Genomic DNA, 15832 nt, shown 5'->3' with positions numbered 1-15832 from the left:
GCACAGCCCAACGACAAGAGGTTAATCACATGAAATCCTGGATCAAGCGCATCCTGAGCACCGGCGCCCTGGCGCTGGCCCTGGGCACGGCCGGCATCGGCGTGGCCACCCACGCCGTGGCGCAGGACAAGCCCGCCGCGGAAGCCTCGGCTCCGGCTGCCGCCGCGGCCCCGGCAGCGGCTCCGGCCGCCGCGGCGCCTGCAGCGGCTGCTCCCGCGGCAGAGGCAGCGGCTCCCGCCGCCGCCCCGGCACCCGTGCCGAACAAGGGCGACACCGCCTGGCTGCTGGTATCGACCGCCTTCGTCATCCTGATGACGCTGCCCGGCCTGGCCCTGTTCTACGGCGGCCTGGTCCGCTCGAAGAACATGCTGTCGGTGCTGATGCAGTGCCTGGTGATCTTCTCTCTGGTGTCGTTGCTATGGGCCATCTACGGCTATAGCTTCGCCTTCACCGAGGGCAACGCGTTCTTCGGCGGCACCGACCGGCTCTTCATGAAGGGCCTGAACGTAGACGCCGTGGCAGCGACCTTCAGCAAGGGCGTGGTGGTGCCGGAGCTGGCCTACTTCGCCTTCCAGTGCGCCTTCGCGGCAATCACCTGCGGGCTGATCATCGGTGCCTTCGCCGAGCGCGCCAAGTTCTCGGCCGTGCTGGTGTTCGTGGTGCTGTGGTTCACCTTCTCGTACATCCCGATGGCCCACATGGTCTGGTTCTGGCCCGGCCCGGACGGCTTCACCGACGCGGCAGCCGCGACGGCTGCCACCGCAAAGTCCGGCTGGCTGTTCCAGAAGGGCGCGCTCGACTTCGCCGGCGGTACCGTGGTGCACATCAATGCGGCCGTGGCCGGCCTGGTGGGTGCCTTCATGTTCGGCAAGCGTATCGGCTTCGGCCGCGAGGCGCTCCGTCCGCACAGCCTGACCTTCACCATGGTGGGCGCTTCGCTGCTGTGGTTCGGCTGGTTCGGCTTCAACGCCGGCTCGGCGCTGGAAGCCAACGGCTCGGCCGCGCTGGCCTTCGTCAACACGCTGCTGGCGACCTGCGCGGCAGTGCTGTCCTGGACCTTCGGCGAGTGGATCAGCAAGGGCAAGCCGTCGATGCTGGGCGGTGCCTCGGGTGCCGTGGCCGGCCTGGTGGCGATCACCCCGGCGGCCGGCTTCGTCGGCCCGATGGGTTCGATCGTGATCGGTATCGCCGCTGGCCTGCTGTGCCTGTGGGGCGTGACCGGCCTGAAGAAGCTGCTGGGCATGGATGACTCGCTGGACGTGTTCGGCGTGCATGGCGTGGGCGGCATCCTGGGCGCGCTGCTGACCGGTGTGTTCGCATCCCCGAGCCTGGGCGGCACGGGCATCTATGACTACGTGGCCAACAAGGTGGCCGACGATTACTCGATCGCCGGCCAGGTTTGGATCCAGTTCGAAGGCGTGCTGACCACCATCGTGTGGTCCGGCGTGGTGGCCTTCGTCGCCTACAAGCTGGTGGATATGCTGATCGGCCTGCGGGTGCCGGAAGAAGAAGAGCGCGAGGGTCTGGACATCACCTCGCACGGCGAGACCGCGTATGAAGCCTGATCGCAGAGGAGTTGTGCTGGAGAGCTGATTGGGAATCTTCTCTCAGGAGTTTCGCCCGGCCTTGTGCCGGGCTTTTTTCGTTGTGATGCCGGTATCGTGATGGCATCTGCGACGAAATAGCCTGCATCGTTCGGCACCGGCGCGCCGCGGCGCCTTGGGCACACTGCCGGCATGGACTTTTCGCCAGGTGCTTAAATCCGATCTTAAAAAGCTTCAATTGTTTTAGGAGGGCAGCGCACATACAGTGCGAGTGAGGCAGTTTCCTCCACCTGCAGAACGCTCCCCGTATCTGTCAGGCCATTTGAAAGCGCGACACTGTCGCGCTTTTTTTTTGCCTCGCCGGCCGCCGCGCCTGGCCCGGGCGCCGATTTGCGCATGTCGCCGGGGCGCCTGCCAGGCGCCCCTTTTAATCCACGCCGGCATCCCCATATCCTTCTTCCTCTAGCCGGCGCTCGCATATGCTTATTCTGGTAGCGCCAGCAGCCAATTGGCCGTTCCTCTACAATCTGGGCGAACGATAAAGACGATCAATAGGATGTATATGGTCCCGCATCTCATCACCGCGCTGAACGGTCCGCTGCTCGAGCTGGAAAAAAAGATCCTGGACGCGACGCCGTCCATCGAGCGCTGGTTCAGGCTGGAATGGCAGGAACATACGCCTCCGTTCTACTGCTCGGTCGACCTGCGCAATGCCGGCTTCAAGCTCGCGCCGGTCGACACCAACCTGTTCCCGGGCGGTTTCAACAACCTGGCGCCTGAAATGCTGCCGCTGGCGGTGCAGGCGGCCATGGCCGCGATCGAGAAGATCTGTCCGGATGCCAAGAACCTGCTGCTGATCCCCGAGCGTCACACGCGCAACATGTTCTATCTGCAGAACGTGGCGCGCCTGTCGCTGATCATGCGCCAGGCCGGACTCAATGTCCGGCTGGGCTCGCTGTCCGAGGACATCACCGAACCCACCCCGATCGATCTGCCCGACGGCCAGACGCTGGTGGTCGAGCCGCTGGCGCGGCTGGGTGCGCGCGGGCGCCGCCTGGGGCTGAAGGATTTCGATCCCTGTTCGATCCTGCTCAATAACGATCTCTCGGCCGGCATCCCGCCGATCCTGGAGAACATCAACGAGCAGTACCTGCTGCCGCCGCTGCATGCGGGCTGGTCGACGCGGCGCAAGACCAGCCACTTCGCCGCCTACGACGAGGTGGCCAAGAAGTTCGCCAAGCTGATCGACATCGATCCCTGGATGGTCAATCCGTATTTCGCCAAGTGCTCGGGCATCGATTTCCACGAGCGCGTGGGCGAGGACGCGCTGGCCGACTCGGTCGAGGCGGTGCTCAAGAAGATCGCCAAGAAATATCGCGAGTACGGCATCAAGGAAACGCCTTATGTGGTCGTCAAGGCCGATGCCGGCACCTATGGCATGGGTATCATGACCGTGCGCGATCCGGCCGAGGTCAAGGGGCTGAACCGCAAGGAACGCAACAAGATGAGCGTCGTCAAGGAAGGCCTCGAGGTCAACGACGTCATCATCCAGGAAGGCGTGCACACCTTCGAGAAGGTCAACGAGGCGGTGGCCGAGCCGGTGGTGTACATGATCGACCGCTATGTGGTCGGCGGCTTCTACCGCGTCCATACCGGCCGCGGCAACGACGAGAACCTGAATGCGCCGGGCATGCACTTCGTGCCGCTGGCGTTTGCGCCGAACGGCATTCCGGACAGTCATGCCAAGCCTGGCGCGGCGGTGCCGAACCGGTTCTATATGTACGGCGTGGTGGCGCGGCTGGCCTTGCTGGCTGCCTCGCTGGAACTCGAGAAGACCGACCCCAATCCGATTCTGTGAGGCGGCGCTGCCGTGTGGCAGCGCCTTGACGTGCCGCGCGCAGTGCGCGGCCCCTGCGATCCGGGACGAGCCAACATGCGCATTCTGTTTATTACCGACCCGCTGGACACCTTCAAGACCTACAAGGACTCCACCTACGCCATGATGGTGGAGGCGGCCGAGCGCGGCCACGAGCTGTTTGCCTGCCTGCAGTCGCAGCTCTCGCTGTCGGCGCACCGGGTCGAGGCCGTGGTGCGTCCGCTGCAACTGACCGGCGATGCGCATGACTGGTATCGCGCCGGCGAGCCCGCCCTGCATCCGCTGACGGGCTTCGACGCCGTCCTGATGCGCAAGGACCCGCCGTTCGACATGGAATACGTGACCAGCACCTGGCTGCTGGAGCTGGCCGAGTCGCATGGCGCCAATGTGTTCAACAAGCCGCAGGCGGTGCGCGACTTTTCCGAGAAGCTGGCGATCGCGAAGTATCCCCAGTTCACCACGCCTACTCTGGTCACGCGCGATGCCGACCGCATCCGCGAGTTCCACGCCGAGCACCGCGACGTCATCCTCAAGCCGCTCGACGGCATGGGCGGCATGGGGATCTTCCGGGTCGGCGCGGATGGCCTCAACCTCGGTTCCATCATCGAGACGCTGGGCGAGAACGGCGCGCGCACGCTGATGGCGCAACGCTATATCCCCGAGATCAAGGACGGCGACAAGCGCATCCTGCTGATCGGCGGCAAGCCGGTGCCGTACTCGCTGGCGCGCATCCCCAAGGATGGCGAAGTGCGCGGCAACCTGGCCGCGGGCGGCACGGGGCGGGCGCAGCCGCTTTCGCAGCGGGACCGCGAGATCGCCGAGGCGCTGGCGCCGGGCCTGTGGGAGCGCGGCCTGCTGCTGGTCGGGCTGGACGCGATCGGCGACTACCTCACCGAAGTCAATGTGACGAGTCCGACCTGTTTCCAGGAAATCACGCAGCAGACCGGCTTCCAGGTGGCCGCCATGTTCATCGACGCGCTGGAGCAGGCGGTACAGGCCCGCGCGGGCTAAGCCGGTGCGAAGTCAGCCGCGGCTGACTTCGCCGGCTGGAGTGCCTGCTACAATCGCGTCAATCCAACGGATTCACCACCATGGCAGGCATTCTGATCATCGCGCACGCCCCGCTGGCTTCGGCATTGCGCGACTGCGCCGCCCACGTCTACTGTGGCCAGCCGCAACGGCTCGAAGCGATCGACGTCACGCCGGACGCCGAGCCGGCCGCCGTGCTGGCCGAAGCCCGGCGCCGTCTCGCCGAGATCTGTGAAGAGAACGGTGCGCTGGTGCTGACCGATATCTTTGGCGCGACGCCGGCCAATATCGCGGCCCGGCTCGCCGAGCCGGGCCGCGTCAAGGTACTCGCCGGCGTCAACCTTCCCATGCTGGTGCGCGCCATCTGCTACCGTACCGAGAAGCTCGACCAGCTCGCCCTCAAGGCCCTGGCCGGCGGCTCGCAGGGGGTATTGCAGGTAGGCTCCACCACTGTCCAGAACCAGATCGCTAATCATCCCGACAAATATGCTGCAGAGGGACACCAACATCATCAATAAGCTCGGGCTGCACGCCCGCGCATCCGCCAAGCTGACGCAATTGGCCGGCAATTTCGTGAGTCAGGTCAAGATGTCGCGCAACGGCCGGCAGGTCGACGCCAAGAGCATCATGGGCGTGATGATGCTGGCCGCCGGCATTGGCTCGACCGTGACCATCGAGACCGACGGTCCCGACGAGCAGGAGGCGATGGACGCGCTGCTGGCGCTGATCGCCAACCGCTTCGGCGAGGGAGAATAAGGGCCGGCCCAGGATGAGTGCGGCGGCACCGTCCGCCATGGCGCGCCCGGCCGGGGCCGCCTTGCCGCATCCTGCGACGGCTCTCGAGGCTGCTGGCCACGGCCAGACTTCTTAAACGTTCCTGACGGAGCGGTACATGCCATTTGCCCTGCACGGCATCCCGGTCTCGCGCGGCGTCGCCATCGGCCGCGCGCATTTGCTCGCGCCTGCCGCGCTCGATGTCTCCCACTACCTGGTCGATGAAGACCGGCTCGACGACGAGGTCGAGCGCCTGCGCTCCGCGCGCGCGGTGGTGCGGGCCGAACTGGCCGCGCTCAAGCGCGACCTGCCGCGCGAGGCGCCGGAGGAAATGGGCGCCTTCCTCGACGTGCACGCGATGATCCTCGACGACGAGGCGCTTGCGCGCGAACCCGAGGCGCTGATCCGCAACCGCCGCTACAACGCCGAATGGGCGCTGACCACGCGGCTCGAAGAACTGATGCGGCAGTTCGACGAAATCGAAGACGAATACCTGCGCGAGCGCAAGGCGGACATCCGCCAGGTGGTCGAGCGCCTTCTCAAGGTGCTGGCCGGCGCGGCGATGCTGGCGCCGGCCCCGGCGCCGCCTTCCACGCTCGCCCCCGACGGCGAGCCCGCGCCGGGCGTGATCGTGGTCGCGCACGATATCTCGCCGGCCGACATGCTGCAGTTCCGCCATACCGTGTTCCACGGCTTCGTGACCGACCTGGGCGGGCGCACCTCGCACACCGCCATCGTGGCGCGCAGCCTGGACATCCCCGCCGCCGTGGGCGTGCAGAGCGCGAGCGAGCTGATCCGCCAGGACGACTGGGTGATCATCGACGGCGACGCCGGCCTGGTGATCGTCGACCCGTCGGCCATCATCCTCGAGGAATACCGCCACCGCCAGAGCGAGCGGGCCCTGGAGAAGAAGCGCCTGCAGCGCCTGCGCCATACGCCGGCGGTGACGCTGGACGGGCTCGAGATCGACCTGCTGGCCAATATCGAAATGGCGGAAGACGCCAGCGCGGCGCTCACTGCCGGTGCCGTCGGGGTGGGGCTGTTCCGTTCGGAATTCCTCTTTATGAACCGGCGCGGCGAACTGCCCGACGAGGAGGAGCAGTTCCATGCCTACCGCGGCGCCGTGGATGCCATGCACGGCCTGCCGGTCACCATCCGCACCATCGATATCGGCGCCGACAAGCCCCTGGACGGACGCGACGGACGGGGCGACGATTTCGAGACCGCGCTGAATCCCGCCCTGGGCTTGCGCGCGATCCGCTGGTCGCTGTCGGAACCGGCGATGTTCCTGACCCAGCTGCGGGCGTTGTTGCGTGCCTCGGCCTTCGGGCCGGTGCGCCTGCTGATCCCGATGCTGGCGCACGCGCGCGAGATCGACCAGACCCTGGACCTGATCGCCCAGGCCAAGCGCCAGCTCGACGCGCGCGGCCAGGCTTTCGACCCGAACATCAAGGTCGGGGCCATGATCGAGATTCCGGCAGCCGTGCTGATGCTGCCGCTGTTCCTGCGCCGCATGGATTTCCTCTCGATCGGCACCAACGACCTGATCCAGTACACGCTGGCCATCGACCGTGCCGACAACGCCGTGGCGCATCTGTACGACCCGCTGCACCCGGCGGTGCTGCAGCTGATTGCCCGCACCATCCGCGAGGCCAACCGCGCCGGCGTGCCCGTGGCGGTGTGCGGCGAGATGGCGGGCGACCCCGCCATGACCCGGCTGCTGCTGGGCATGGGGCTGCGCGAATTCTCCATGCATCCTTCGCAGCTGCTGCGGGTCAAGCAGGAAGTCCTGCATGCCGACTGCCAGCGGCTGGAGCGGCTGGTGGAGCAGGTCCTGTGTGCTTACGAGCCGGAGGAACTGGCCTGCGCGCTGAAGCAGCTGTGACGGCTCGGACAACCCTGATGTGGTTGGGGTTTTTGCCTCGGATCCGGCACCGTGATTGGGGGTAATCCGCCACTTTTCGGCGGGAGTGTGACGACCCCCGCATGCCGGAAACTGGTGCAAAGTGGCGCTCTCCTGGCATGTACCCTTTGTGCCTTAATGGGAATTGTTATCATTTTCGATCTCTGATATTCTGGCGTACATCGAGGGTGACATGCCGGTGTCACCCCTGCCCCAAGGAGGCATTTGTGTACGTTTGCATCTGCAATCAGGTTACCGACCGAGAAATCCATGGAGCCGCCCATCTTGGCGTGCAAACGCTGGAAGAGCTGGCTGAAACGCTGGGTGTTGGCACCTGCTGCGGCCGCTGCCGCGAATGCGCCCACCAGGTCCTGTGCGAAGGCGTGGCGGCGGTGCGCAACGTAACGGTCGCCACCATCCAGGTGGTGGACATTTCCTCCTGTTCGTCCTCTGGTCCGCGTGCCATAATGGACACTCGGGACCCGGCAGTCGCGAACGACCAGCAAACTGAGCTGGTTGCCTGAACTCGCCCGCAATTTTTAGATTGCGGCGCGTTTTCCCATTTCCAGACTGCACGCGGCGCACCTTGCGCCGCTTCGCGTTTTTGCGGGGGCCCGATGCAACAGGAGCCTCCAATGAAAGGTGACAAGAAGGTCATCCAACACCTGAACGCGCAGCTGAAGAACGAGCTGACCGCGATCAACCAGTATTTCCTGCATGCCCGCATGTATCGCCACTGGGGCTTGAAGAAGCTCGGCGACGTGGAATACAAGGAATCCATCGGCGAGATGAAGCACGCGGATCGCCTGATCGACCGCATCCTGATGCTCGACGGACTGCCCAACCTGCAAGACCTGCACAAGCTGCTGCTGGGTGAAGACACCCCGGAAATGCTCAAGTGCGACCTGAAGCTGGAGCAAGCCGCGCACACCACGGTCAAGGAAGGCGTCGCATATTGCGAATCGGTGGGCGACTATGTCAGCCGCGACATCCTGGTCGATATCCTGACCGACACCGAAGAGCATATCGAGTACCTGGAAACGCAGCTCGACCTGATCGACAAGGTTGGCCTGCCCAACTATCTGCAGTCGCAGATGGAGCCGGGCGAGCAGTAAGCCGCCCAGCAGTCGGCCGCACGTTCGCAAGAACCTGGTGGCCGCACACGCGCGGTGCCGTCCGGTGCTGCCGCTCTTGCCTGCATTCTGGTAGTAACCCTTATCATTCGGATTTAGATTCCCATTCGAGGCGGTTTTCGCACGCGGTCGCCGGTACCTTGCATGCCTGTGCCTTGCGCGTGCGTACAATCGAATCGAACGACAAATCGAACGACAAATCCTCCCCCGCACGCCGTCTCTCTCTTTCACTTGAAGGCTCTGGTTCGCGATGCGCGCAGATACGGCTGATCTCAGGCGGCTCTTTCTCTCCGGCGCGCCGTTGCTGGATGTCCGCGCGCCGGCCGAATTCGCGCGAGGCGCCTTTCCCGATGCCGTCAACCTGCCGCTGATGGATGACGCCGAGCGGCATCAGGTGGGCCTGTGCTTCAGGGAGCAAGGGCAGGCCGCCGCGCTTGCGCTGGGGCACCGCCTGGTGTCGGGCGAGATCCGCGCCGCGCGCGTCGCCGCCTGGGCGGGTTTTGCCCGCGCCCACCCGGATGGCTACCTGTACTGCTTTCGCGGCGGATTGCGCTCGCAGATCGTGCAGCAGTGGCTCAACGATGATGCCGGCATTGCCTGTCCGCGCGTGGCCGGCGGCTTCAAGGCGATGCGCACCTTCCTGATCGAGACCCTGGATGCGGCCGCGGCGAGCTGCGGCCTGCTGATGCTTGGCGGCCTCGCCGGCAGCGGCAAGACCGAACTGATCACGGATCTGGTCGCCGGGGAGGGCGCCGCCATCGATCTGGAAGGGCATGCCCGGCATCGTGGATCGAGCTTCGGCCGGCGGGCCGTGGCGCAGCCCACGCAGATCGATTTCGAGAATGGCATGGCGATCGACCTGTTGCGCCGCCGTGCGGCCGGGCACCCGGCCCTGGTGGTGGAAGACGAAGGGCGTTATATCGGCAGGCGCACCTTGCCGCTGCCTTTCTATCTCGCCATGCAGGCGGCCCCGCTGGTCTGGCTGGAGGAGCCATTCGAGGCGCGCGTGAGCCGGGTGCTCGACGACTATGTGCTCGGCCTGTCCGGCGAGTTCATGGCGGCGTTTGGCGGGCAGGCCGGGTTTGCGGCCTACGCCGCGCGCCTGCGCGAGGCCATGGCAGCGATTGCCGGGCGCCTTGGCGGGGTACGCTACGCGAGGCTGTCGGCATTGCTGGATCAGGCACTGGCGCGCCAGGAGGGCAGCGGAGAAACTGACATGCACCGGGCCTGGATCGCCGTGCTGCTAAGCCAGTACTACGACCCGATGTATGCCTACCAGCGCGAGCAGCGCGAGTCCAGGATCGTGTTCCGCGGCGCGCGCCCGGCCGTGCTGGCCTACCTGCGCGAACGCACGCGCGCCTGAAACGGTGGCGCGTGTCTGTTGCGCCGGCCCTTGACGGAAGGCATCAGGATCGGCATCAGGCGCCTGGGTGGCCATCATGGCCGCCACCGCAGACCTCGCAGTCCGGCGCGCGGCCGAGCCGCATGGTAGTCCATTCCATGCCGAGCGCATCGACCATCAGCAGGCGCCCGGCGAGGCTGGTGCCAACCCCCATCAGGAGCTTGAGCGCTTCGGCTGCCTGCACGGTGCCGACCATGCCCACCAGCGGCGCGAATACGCCCATGGTGGCGCAGGCGACTTCCTGCGCGGGCTGCGACGGGGGAAACAGGCAGGCGTAGCACGGTGCGTCCGGCTGGCGGTGGTCGAACACGCTGACCTGCCCGTCGAAGCGCAGCGCCGCGCCCGAAACCAGCGGCACGCGGTGCTGCACGCAGGCGCGATTGACCGCCTGGCGCGTGGCGAAATTGTCGCAGCAGTCGAGTACCACGTCGGCATCGGCGACCAGCTGCGCCAGCTGATCGGGGCCCACGCGCGCGGCTACCAGCCGTACATCGAGGTCCGGGTTGATGCGCAGCATGCCTTCGCGCGCGGACTCCACCTTGGGCCGGCCGACGTTGGCAGTGGTGTGAATCACCTGGCGCTGCAGGTTGGTGAGGTCTACCACGTCGTCGTCGACCACCGTGATGGTGCCGACCCCGGCCGAAGCGAGGTAGGGCAGGGCGGCCGCGCCCAGCCCGCCGGCGCCGATCACCAGCGCACGGCTGGCCAGCAGGCGGCCTTGACCTTCAATGCCGAGTTCGTCGAGCAGGATATGCCGCGAGTAGCGCAGCAGTTGATCGTCGTTCATGCGGTGCCATGCAAAAGCGGCCCCGCAGGGCCGCCTTTATTCGAGAGGAGTTCAGGGAGCCTTGCCGGTGGGCGTGCCCAGCGGCGTTCCCATCGGGGCGCTTGCCGGCGGTGCGCTTGCCGGGGTCTTGCCGGCCGGGGCAGCGGGCTTGGCCGGGCTTGCGCTCTTGGCGGGCTTGGCCGGCTTGTCCGAGGTCGCGACGGCTTCGAGCTTGGACTTGGAGCGCTTGACCGGCTGGCCTTCGAGCTGGGCGACGGCCTGTTGCAGCATGAAGTCATCCGCCGAGCCGAACTCGATGGGCTTCTTCTTGCGTTCCTTCTCGCGCTCTTCCGGTGTCTTCTTGGCGTTCTCTTCCTCGAGCCGGCGCAGCTCTTCCACGCGTCGCTGCTCGCGCTCGTTCATCTCCGGCTCTTCCGATTCCTGCTTGTTGTGCAGGTGGCGCTCGGTGTCGATCTCGCGCGTGATCAGCGCGTCGTCGGGATCGCCCTCGGGATTCTGGTCGACCGGGATGTCCGGGCGGATGCCCTTGGCCTGGATCGACTTGCCGGTCGGCGTGTAGTAGTAAGCGATGGTCAGCTTGATGCCGGTCTCGTTGGTCAGCGGGCGCACGGTCTGCACCGAGCCCTTGCCGAAGGTGGTCTTGCCCATGATCAGCGCGCGCTTGTGATCCTGCAGCGCACCGGCCACGATCTCCGACGCCGAGGCCGAGTAGGCGTTGGTCAGCACCACCATGGGGATCTTCTTGTACAGCGCCGGCAGGCTCTTGAGCGGGTCATCCTCGATCGACGACAGCCGGTAGTTGTTGAAGGTCGTCTTGTAGACGCGCTTGGCGTCCGGCACCTGGCCGTTGGTCGAGACCACGGTCACGTCGTCGGGCAGGAAGGCCGCGGCCACGCCCACGGCGCCCTGCAGCACGCCGCCGCCGTTGTTGCGCAGGTCGAGGATCACGCCCTTGAGGTTGGGATTCTTCTTGGCCAGATCATCGAGCTTCTTGCCCAGGTCGGCCACGGTCCGTTCCTGGAAGCTGGTCAGGCGCACCCAGGCGAGGCGGTCGTTGTCGATCAGCTTGGCCTTGACCGACTGCACGCGGATCTCGGCACGCGTGATCGAGACCGGGAAGGTGCGTTCGTCGCTCTTGCGGTAGATGGTCAGCGTGACCTTGGTGCCCGGCTCGCCGCGCATGCGCTTGACCGCCTGTTCCAGTGGCAGGCCGCGCACGGGCTTGTCGTCGATGCGGGTGATCAGGTCGCCGGGCTGGATGCCGGCGCGGAAGGCGGGGGTGTCCTCGATCGGGTTGATCACCTTGACCAGCCCTTCTTCCTGCGAGATCTCGATGCCGAGGCCGGCGAAGCGGCCGCGCGTGCCTTCCTGCAGTTCCTTGAAATCCTTCTCGTCCAGGTAGGCCGAATGCGGGTCGAGGCTGGCGACCATGCCCTTGATGGCTTCGGTCAGCAGCTTCTTGTCGTCGACCGGCTCTACGTACTCGCGCTTGATCTGGCCGAAGATGTCCGCCATCAGGCGCAACTGCTCCAGCGGCAGCGGCCCGGACGAATTCTGCGCGGTGGCCGAGAGCTGCAGCGTGGCCAGCACGCCGGCAACGAGTCCGGCAGAAACAAGACTGATGTTCTTGAGCGTCTTACGCATGAGGGCTGCCTGAACGTGTGAGGATTATGCTATGTCGGAGCCGGCCTGGTGCGTCACACCGGCCGGTTTTGTCCGACAGTATAAGAGGGAGCGGAAAAAAAGGTCTGTTCCGCTGCCGGCAACGGCCGGGCGGCACGCGGAGGCGCGTGCCCGGCCCTTGCCTCAGCGTGCCTTGCCCTGGTTGGCCACGGCGGCCAGCGAGGCGGCGAGCGCTTCCTGGTCGCCCAGGTAGTAATGACGCAGCGGGCGCAGCTCGGCGTCCAGCTCGTACACGAGCGGGGTGCCATTGGGGATATTGATGCCAACGATGTCGTCATCCGAGATCTGGTCCAGGTACTTCACCAGCGCGCGGATGCTGTTGCCATGGGCGGCTATCACCACGCGCTTCCCCGATTTGATGTCGGGTGCGATGGATTCGTTCCATAGCGGCAGCACGCGGGCCACCGTATCCTTGAGGCATTCGGTGAGCGGGATCTCGTTGCGCGGCACGCTGGCGTAGCGCGGGTCGTCGTACGCGACGCGCGGATCGTCCTGTTCCAGCGCCGGCGGCGGGGTGTCGTAGCTGCGGCGCCATACCAGAACCTGCTCGTCGCCGAACTTGGCCGCGGTTTCCGCCTTGTTGAGGCCGGACAGTGCGCCATAGTGCCGCTCGTTCAGGCGCCATTCGTTCCGCACCGGGATCCACATCTGGTCCATTTCGTCCTGCACGTGCCACAGCGTGCGGATGGCGCGCTTGAGGACCGAGGTATAGGCTACGTCGAAGGCGAAGCCCGCCTCGCGCAGCAGCTTGCCGCCCAGCTTGGCCTGGGCCACGCCGGTGTCGGTCAGGTCGACGTCGACCCAGCCGGTGAAGCGGTTTTCGAGATTCCAGGTGGATTCGCCGTGGCGAATGAGAACGAGTTTGTACATGCTGCTTCCAAAGCGTGAGAAACCTGTGCGCGCCGTGCCACTTGCGCCTTCATGTGTCAAGTAGGAGACAATGGCGGTCGCGGGCGCTAAACCGTCTATTTTATAATGCCGCCGACTCAACCCACCGGAATGCCAACGTGAATTTCTTCGCCGACTACAACAACCTTGCCTTGATCGCCATTGCCGTGGTGTCGGGCGGCCTGCTGGCCTGGCCCGCCATCTCGCGCGGCACCTCCGGCAAATCCGTCAATCCGGCCAGCGCCACGCAGATGATCAACAAGCGCAATGCGGTGGTCGTGGATATCCGGGAAGCCACCGAATATGCCAAGGGGCACCTGCCGCAGGCCAAGAGTGCGCCACTTGCCGACCTGGCCAACCGCGCCGCCGGCCTTGCAAAGGACAAGTCCGTCCCCATCATCGTCGTGTGCCAGACCGGCCAGCGCTCGGGCAAGGGTCAAGCAGTCCTGAAGGAAGCCGGTTACAGTGAGATCTATTCGCTCGAAGGCGGCCTGGCCGCGTGGCAGCAAGCCGGCTTGCCGGTGGTCAAGTAAAACGCGCGCCGGGCGCAGCAAAGGGCGCGGCAGCGTACCTGACCGGCCACCTGCCGGCCGCCCCGAGCCAAGCCAAAGCCAAGTTTCAAAGGAGAACCGCATGGCCCGCGTTGTGATGTACAGCACGGTAGTTTGTCCGTATTGCCAGATGGCCGAGCGCCTTCTGAAGGCCAAGGGCGTGGATGCGATCGAGAAGATCCTGATCGACCGCGAGCCCGGACGGCGCGAAGAAATGATGAGCCGCACAGGGCGCCGCACGGTGCCGCAGATCTATATCGACGAAACCCACGTGGGCGGTTTCGACGATCTCTCCGCACTCGACCGCCAGGGCGGATTGACGCCGCTGCTGGCGGCCTGAGGCAAATTCCTAGCCGCGACGCGGGTGAATTCGCCACCCGCGTCATGTACCATATGCGTTTTCCAACCGGGTGCCTGCCCGGGTCGCCAGCCTGGGCCATTGCCGCCCGCAGCGCTTGCGGCCTGGGTATCTGGCGTCCAATGCCCATTCCCGGAAGCCTTTCATGAGCGACGAGCAAAACAATCAGCAGGAAGACCAGCCGTTCTTCAATATCCAGCGTGTGTACCTGAAGGACATGTCGCTCGAACAGCCGAATTCGCCCGGCATCTTCCTCGAGACGGAAGCCCCGGCCGTGGAAGTGCAGGTGAACGTGGGCGCCTCGCAACTGCAGGAAGGCATCTTCGAAGTGGTGGTGACGGGTACCGTGACCACCAAGGTGCAGGACAAGGTCGCCTTCCTGGTCGAAGCGCACCAGGCCGGCATCTTCGATATTCGCAACGTGCCGGTGGAGCAGCTCGACCCGCTGCTGGGCATTGCGTGCCCGACCATCCTCTACCCGTATCTGCGCGGCAATATCGCCGACGTGATCACGCGCGCCGGTTTCCAGGCCATCCACCTGTCGGAAATCAATTTCCAGGCACTGTACGAGCAACGCCTGCAGGCTGCGATGCAGGAAGCCGAAGCCGCCCAGGGCGGCAACAGCGGCATCGTGATGCCCGACGGCAGCCAGGCCCGCCACTGATCCACGGATCCTGGCGCGGTATGCAGTAAAGACGGGGCCACGTGCCCCGTTTTGTCATTCCGGCCCGCCCATGTGCGACGCAAGCGGCCGGCGGCCGAGCGTCCAGGCCACCAAACGAGCGAGGCAAACCGTCATGAAAATCACTGTCTTCGGAGCCGGCGCCTGGGGCACCGCGCTGGCCAGCCATGCCGCCGCGGCCCACGAGGTGGTGCTGTGGGGGCGCGATGCCGCCGAGCTGGCTGCGATCGGCGCCGCCGGTGTCAACGCCACCTACCTGCCTGGCGTGGCGCTTTCGGAAAAGCTCGCCTTCGAGGCCGATTTCGAGCGGGCCGCGGCGCACGTCGATGCCGATCCCGATGGCCTCGTGATCGTGGCCACGCCGGTATCCGGCTTGCGCGAGATGACACGCCGGCTGGCCACGCGCAGCAACGGCGGCCTGCGCATGCTGTGGCTGTGCAAGGGCTTCGAAGCCGGCACCAACGCCCTCCCGCATCAGATGGTGCGGGAGGAGCTGGATGCCGCCGGCCGCCTCGACGAAACCTTGTACGGCGTGCTGACCGGACCGAGCTTTGCCCGGGAGGTGGCGCTCGGACTGCCATGCGCGCTGACTGTCGCGGGCACGTCGCCGGTGCTGTCCGAGCTGGCGCAGCAGGGCTTTCATCATCATGCGATGCGCATCTACGGCAGCGATGACCTGGTCGGCGCCGAGGTGGGTGGGGCGGTGAAGAACGTGCTGGCGATCGCCACCGGCGCCAGCGACGGGCTCGGGCTGGGCCTGAACGCGCGCGCCGCGCTGGTGACGCGCGGCCTGGCCGAGATGACGCGCCTCGGGATGGCGCTGGGCGGACGGGTCGAGACCTTCATGGGGCTGGCCGGCATAGGCGATCTGATCCTGACCGCTACCGGCGACCTCTCGCGCAACCGCAAGGTCGGCCAGCAGCTGGCCGAAGGCAAGACGCTCGCACAGATCCTGGCCGACCTGGGCCATGTGGCCGAAGGCGTGCGCTGCGCCCAGGCGGTAGCGGCGCTGGCCGCGGCACAGGGTGTCGAGATGCCGATCACGCGCGCGGTCTGCGCCGTGCTGTTCGAAGGCCTGCCTGTCGCCGATGCGGTGGCGCGCCTGCTGCAACGCGATGCCCGGGACGAGTGAGCGCACGAGTGAGCGCGCCTCGCGTCTTCCCGTTTTCCATAATGACCAATGATTCCCGCGCCGCCACGGATGCCGTGCCGCCATCGCTCC

At 66.0% G+C, this 15832-nt stretch carries 16 protein-coding genes; 13 read left to right on the top strand and 3 right to left on the bottom strand.

Going from position 1 to position 15832, the window contains the following annotated elements:
* The first annotated feature begins 29 nt into the window (after positions 1-29).
* The 9 genes from AB4Z48_RS10030 to mnmH all read left to right on the top strand — a co-directional run bounded on the left by AB4Z48_RS10030 (position 30) and on the right by mnmH (position 9622).
* Positions 30-1565, top strand: coding sequence for an ammonium transporter (locus AB4Z48_RS10030; protein WP_441613769.1), 1536 nt, complete (start codon positions 30-32; stop codon positions 1563-1565).
* A gap of 541 nt (positions 1566-2106) precedes the next feature.
* On the top strand, positions 2107-3402 hold the full coding sequence (gene gshA / locus AB4Z48_RS10025; RefSeq protein WP_441613768.1) for a glutamate--cysteine ligase: 1296 nt from the start codon (positions 2107-2109) through the stop codon (positions 3400-3402).
* 75 nt (positions 3403-3477) lie between these two features.
* Positions 3478-4431: a glutathione synthase gene (gshB, locus tag AB4Z48_RS10020; protein WP_441613767.1), complete on the top strand. Its 954-nt coding sequence runs from the start codon at positions 3478-3480 to the stop codon at positions 4429-4431.
* Positions 4432-4511: 80 nt separating this feature from the next.
* Entirely contained in the window at positions 4512-4967 is a 456-nt protein-coding gene (locus AB4Z48_RS10015) for a PTS sugar transporter subunit IIA (RefSeq protein ID WP_441613766.1), read from the top strand.
* Positions 4936-5205 (top strand): HPr family phosphocarrier protein, encoded by a 270-nt coding sequence (locus AB4Z48_RS10010; RefSeq protein ID WP_035861002.1) that lies wholly within the window; start codon positions 4936-4938, stop codon positions 5203-5205. Before AB4Z48_RS10015 ends, AB4Z48_RS10010 begins: the two co-directional genes overlap by 32 nt.
* 136 nt (positions 5206-5341) lie before the next feature.
* Positions 5342-7108: a phosphoenolpyruvate--protein phosphotransferase gene (ptsP, locus tag AB4Z48_RS10005; RefSeq protein WP_441613765.1), complete on the top strand. Its 1767-nt coding sequence runs from the start codon at positions 5342-5344 to the stop codon at positions 7106-7108.
* 245 nt (positions 7109-7353) lie between these two features.
* Positions 7354-7650 carry a (2Fe-2S)-binding protein gene (locus AB4Z48_RS10000; RefSeq protein WP_441613764.1) on the top strand — a complete coding sequence of 99 codons (297 nt, stop codon included), beginning with the start codon at positions 7354-7356 and terminating at the stop codon, positions 7648-7650.
* A gap of 111 nt (positions 7651-7761) precedes the next feature.
* On the top strand, positions 7762-8241 hold the full coding sequence (bfr, locus tag AB4Z48_RS09995) for a bacterioferritin (RefSeq protein WP_441613763.1): 480 nt from the start codon (positions 7762-7764) through the stop codon (positions 8239-8241).
* Between the two features lie 268 nt (positions 8242-8509).
* Positions 8510-9622 carry a tRNA 2-selenouridine(34) synthase MnmH gene (mnmH, locus tag AB4Z48_RS09990; protein WP_441613762.1) on the top strand — a complete coding sequence of 371 codons (1113 nt, stop codon included), beginning with the start codon at positions 8510-8512 and terminating at the stop codon, positions 9620-9622.
* Positions 9623-9677: 55 nt separating this feature from the next.
* Here mnmH and AB4Z48_RS09985 read toward each other — a convergent pair whose 3' ends face one another.
* From AB4Z48_RS09985 to gpmA, 3 genes are all read right to left on the bottom strand, one after another.
* Positions 9678-10448 (bottom strand): HesA/MoeB/ThiF family protein, encoded by a 771-nt coding sequence (locus tag AB4Z48_RS09985; RefSeq protein ID WP_441613761.1) that lies wholly within the window; start codon positions 10446-10448, stop codon positions 9678-9680.
* A 51-nt stretch (positions 10449-10499) separates the two neighbouring features.
* The gene (locus AB4Z48_RS09980; RefSeq protein ID WP_441613760.1) at positions 10500-12092 is read right to left on the bottom strand and encodes a S41 family peptidase; all 1593 of its coding nucleotides are present in this window, start codon (positions 12090-12092) and stop codon (positions 10500-10502) included.
* Positions 12093-12254: 162 nt separating this feature from the next.
* The gene (gpmA, locus tag AB4Z48_RS09975; protein ID WP_441613759.1) at positions 12255-13001 is read right to left on the bottom strand and encodes a 2,3-diphosphoglycerate-dependent phosphoglycerate mutase; all 747 of its coding nucleotides are present in this window, start codon (positions 12999-13001) and stop codon (positions 12255-12257) included.
* A 137-nt stretch (positions 13002-13138) separates the two neighbouring features.
* On the opposite strand from gpmA, the gene AB4Z48_RS09970 reads away from it, so the two are divergent.
* From AB4Z48_RS09970 to AB4Z48_RS09955, 4 genes are all read left to right on the top strand, one after another.
* Complete coding sequence (locus AB4Z48_RS09970) at positions 13139-13552, top strand: rhodanese-like domain-containing protein (RefSeq protein ID WP_441613758.1); 414 nt, start codon at positions 13139-13141, stop codon at positions 13550-13552.
* Positions 13553-13652: 100 nt separating this feature from the next.
* On the top strand, positions 13653-13910 hold the full coding sequence (gene grxC / locus AB4Z48_RS09965) for a glutaredoxin 3 (protein WP_441613757.1): 258 nt from the start codon (positions 13653-13655) through the stop codon (positions 13908-13910).
* Positions 13911-14073: 163 nt separating this feature from the next.
* Complete coding sequence (secB, locus tag AB4Z48_RS09960) at positions 14074-14592, top strand: protein-export chaperone SecB (RefSeq protein ID WP_441613756.1); 519 nt, start codon at positions 14074-14076, stop codon at positions 14590-14592.
* 133 nt (positions 14593-14725) lie between these two features.
* Positions 14726-15742 (top strand): NAD(P)H-dependent glycerol-3-phosphate dehydrogenase, encoded by a 1017-nt coding sequence (locus AB4Z48_RS09955; RefSeq protein ID WP_441613755.1) that lies wholly within the window; start codon positions 14726-14728, stop codon positions 15740-15742.
* Positions 15743-15832 lie beyond the last annotated feature (90 nt).

Origin of the sequence: Cupriavidus sp. 2TAF22 (genome assembly GCF_052115045.1) — a bacterium.
Classification (GTDB): Bacteria; Pseudomonadota; Gammaproteobacteria; order Burkholderiales; family Burkholderiaceae; genus Cupriavidus.
Note: the sequence above shows the minus strand (reverse complement) of the source record. Positions and strands in the feature narration are given on the sequence as shown.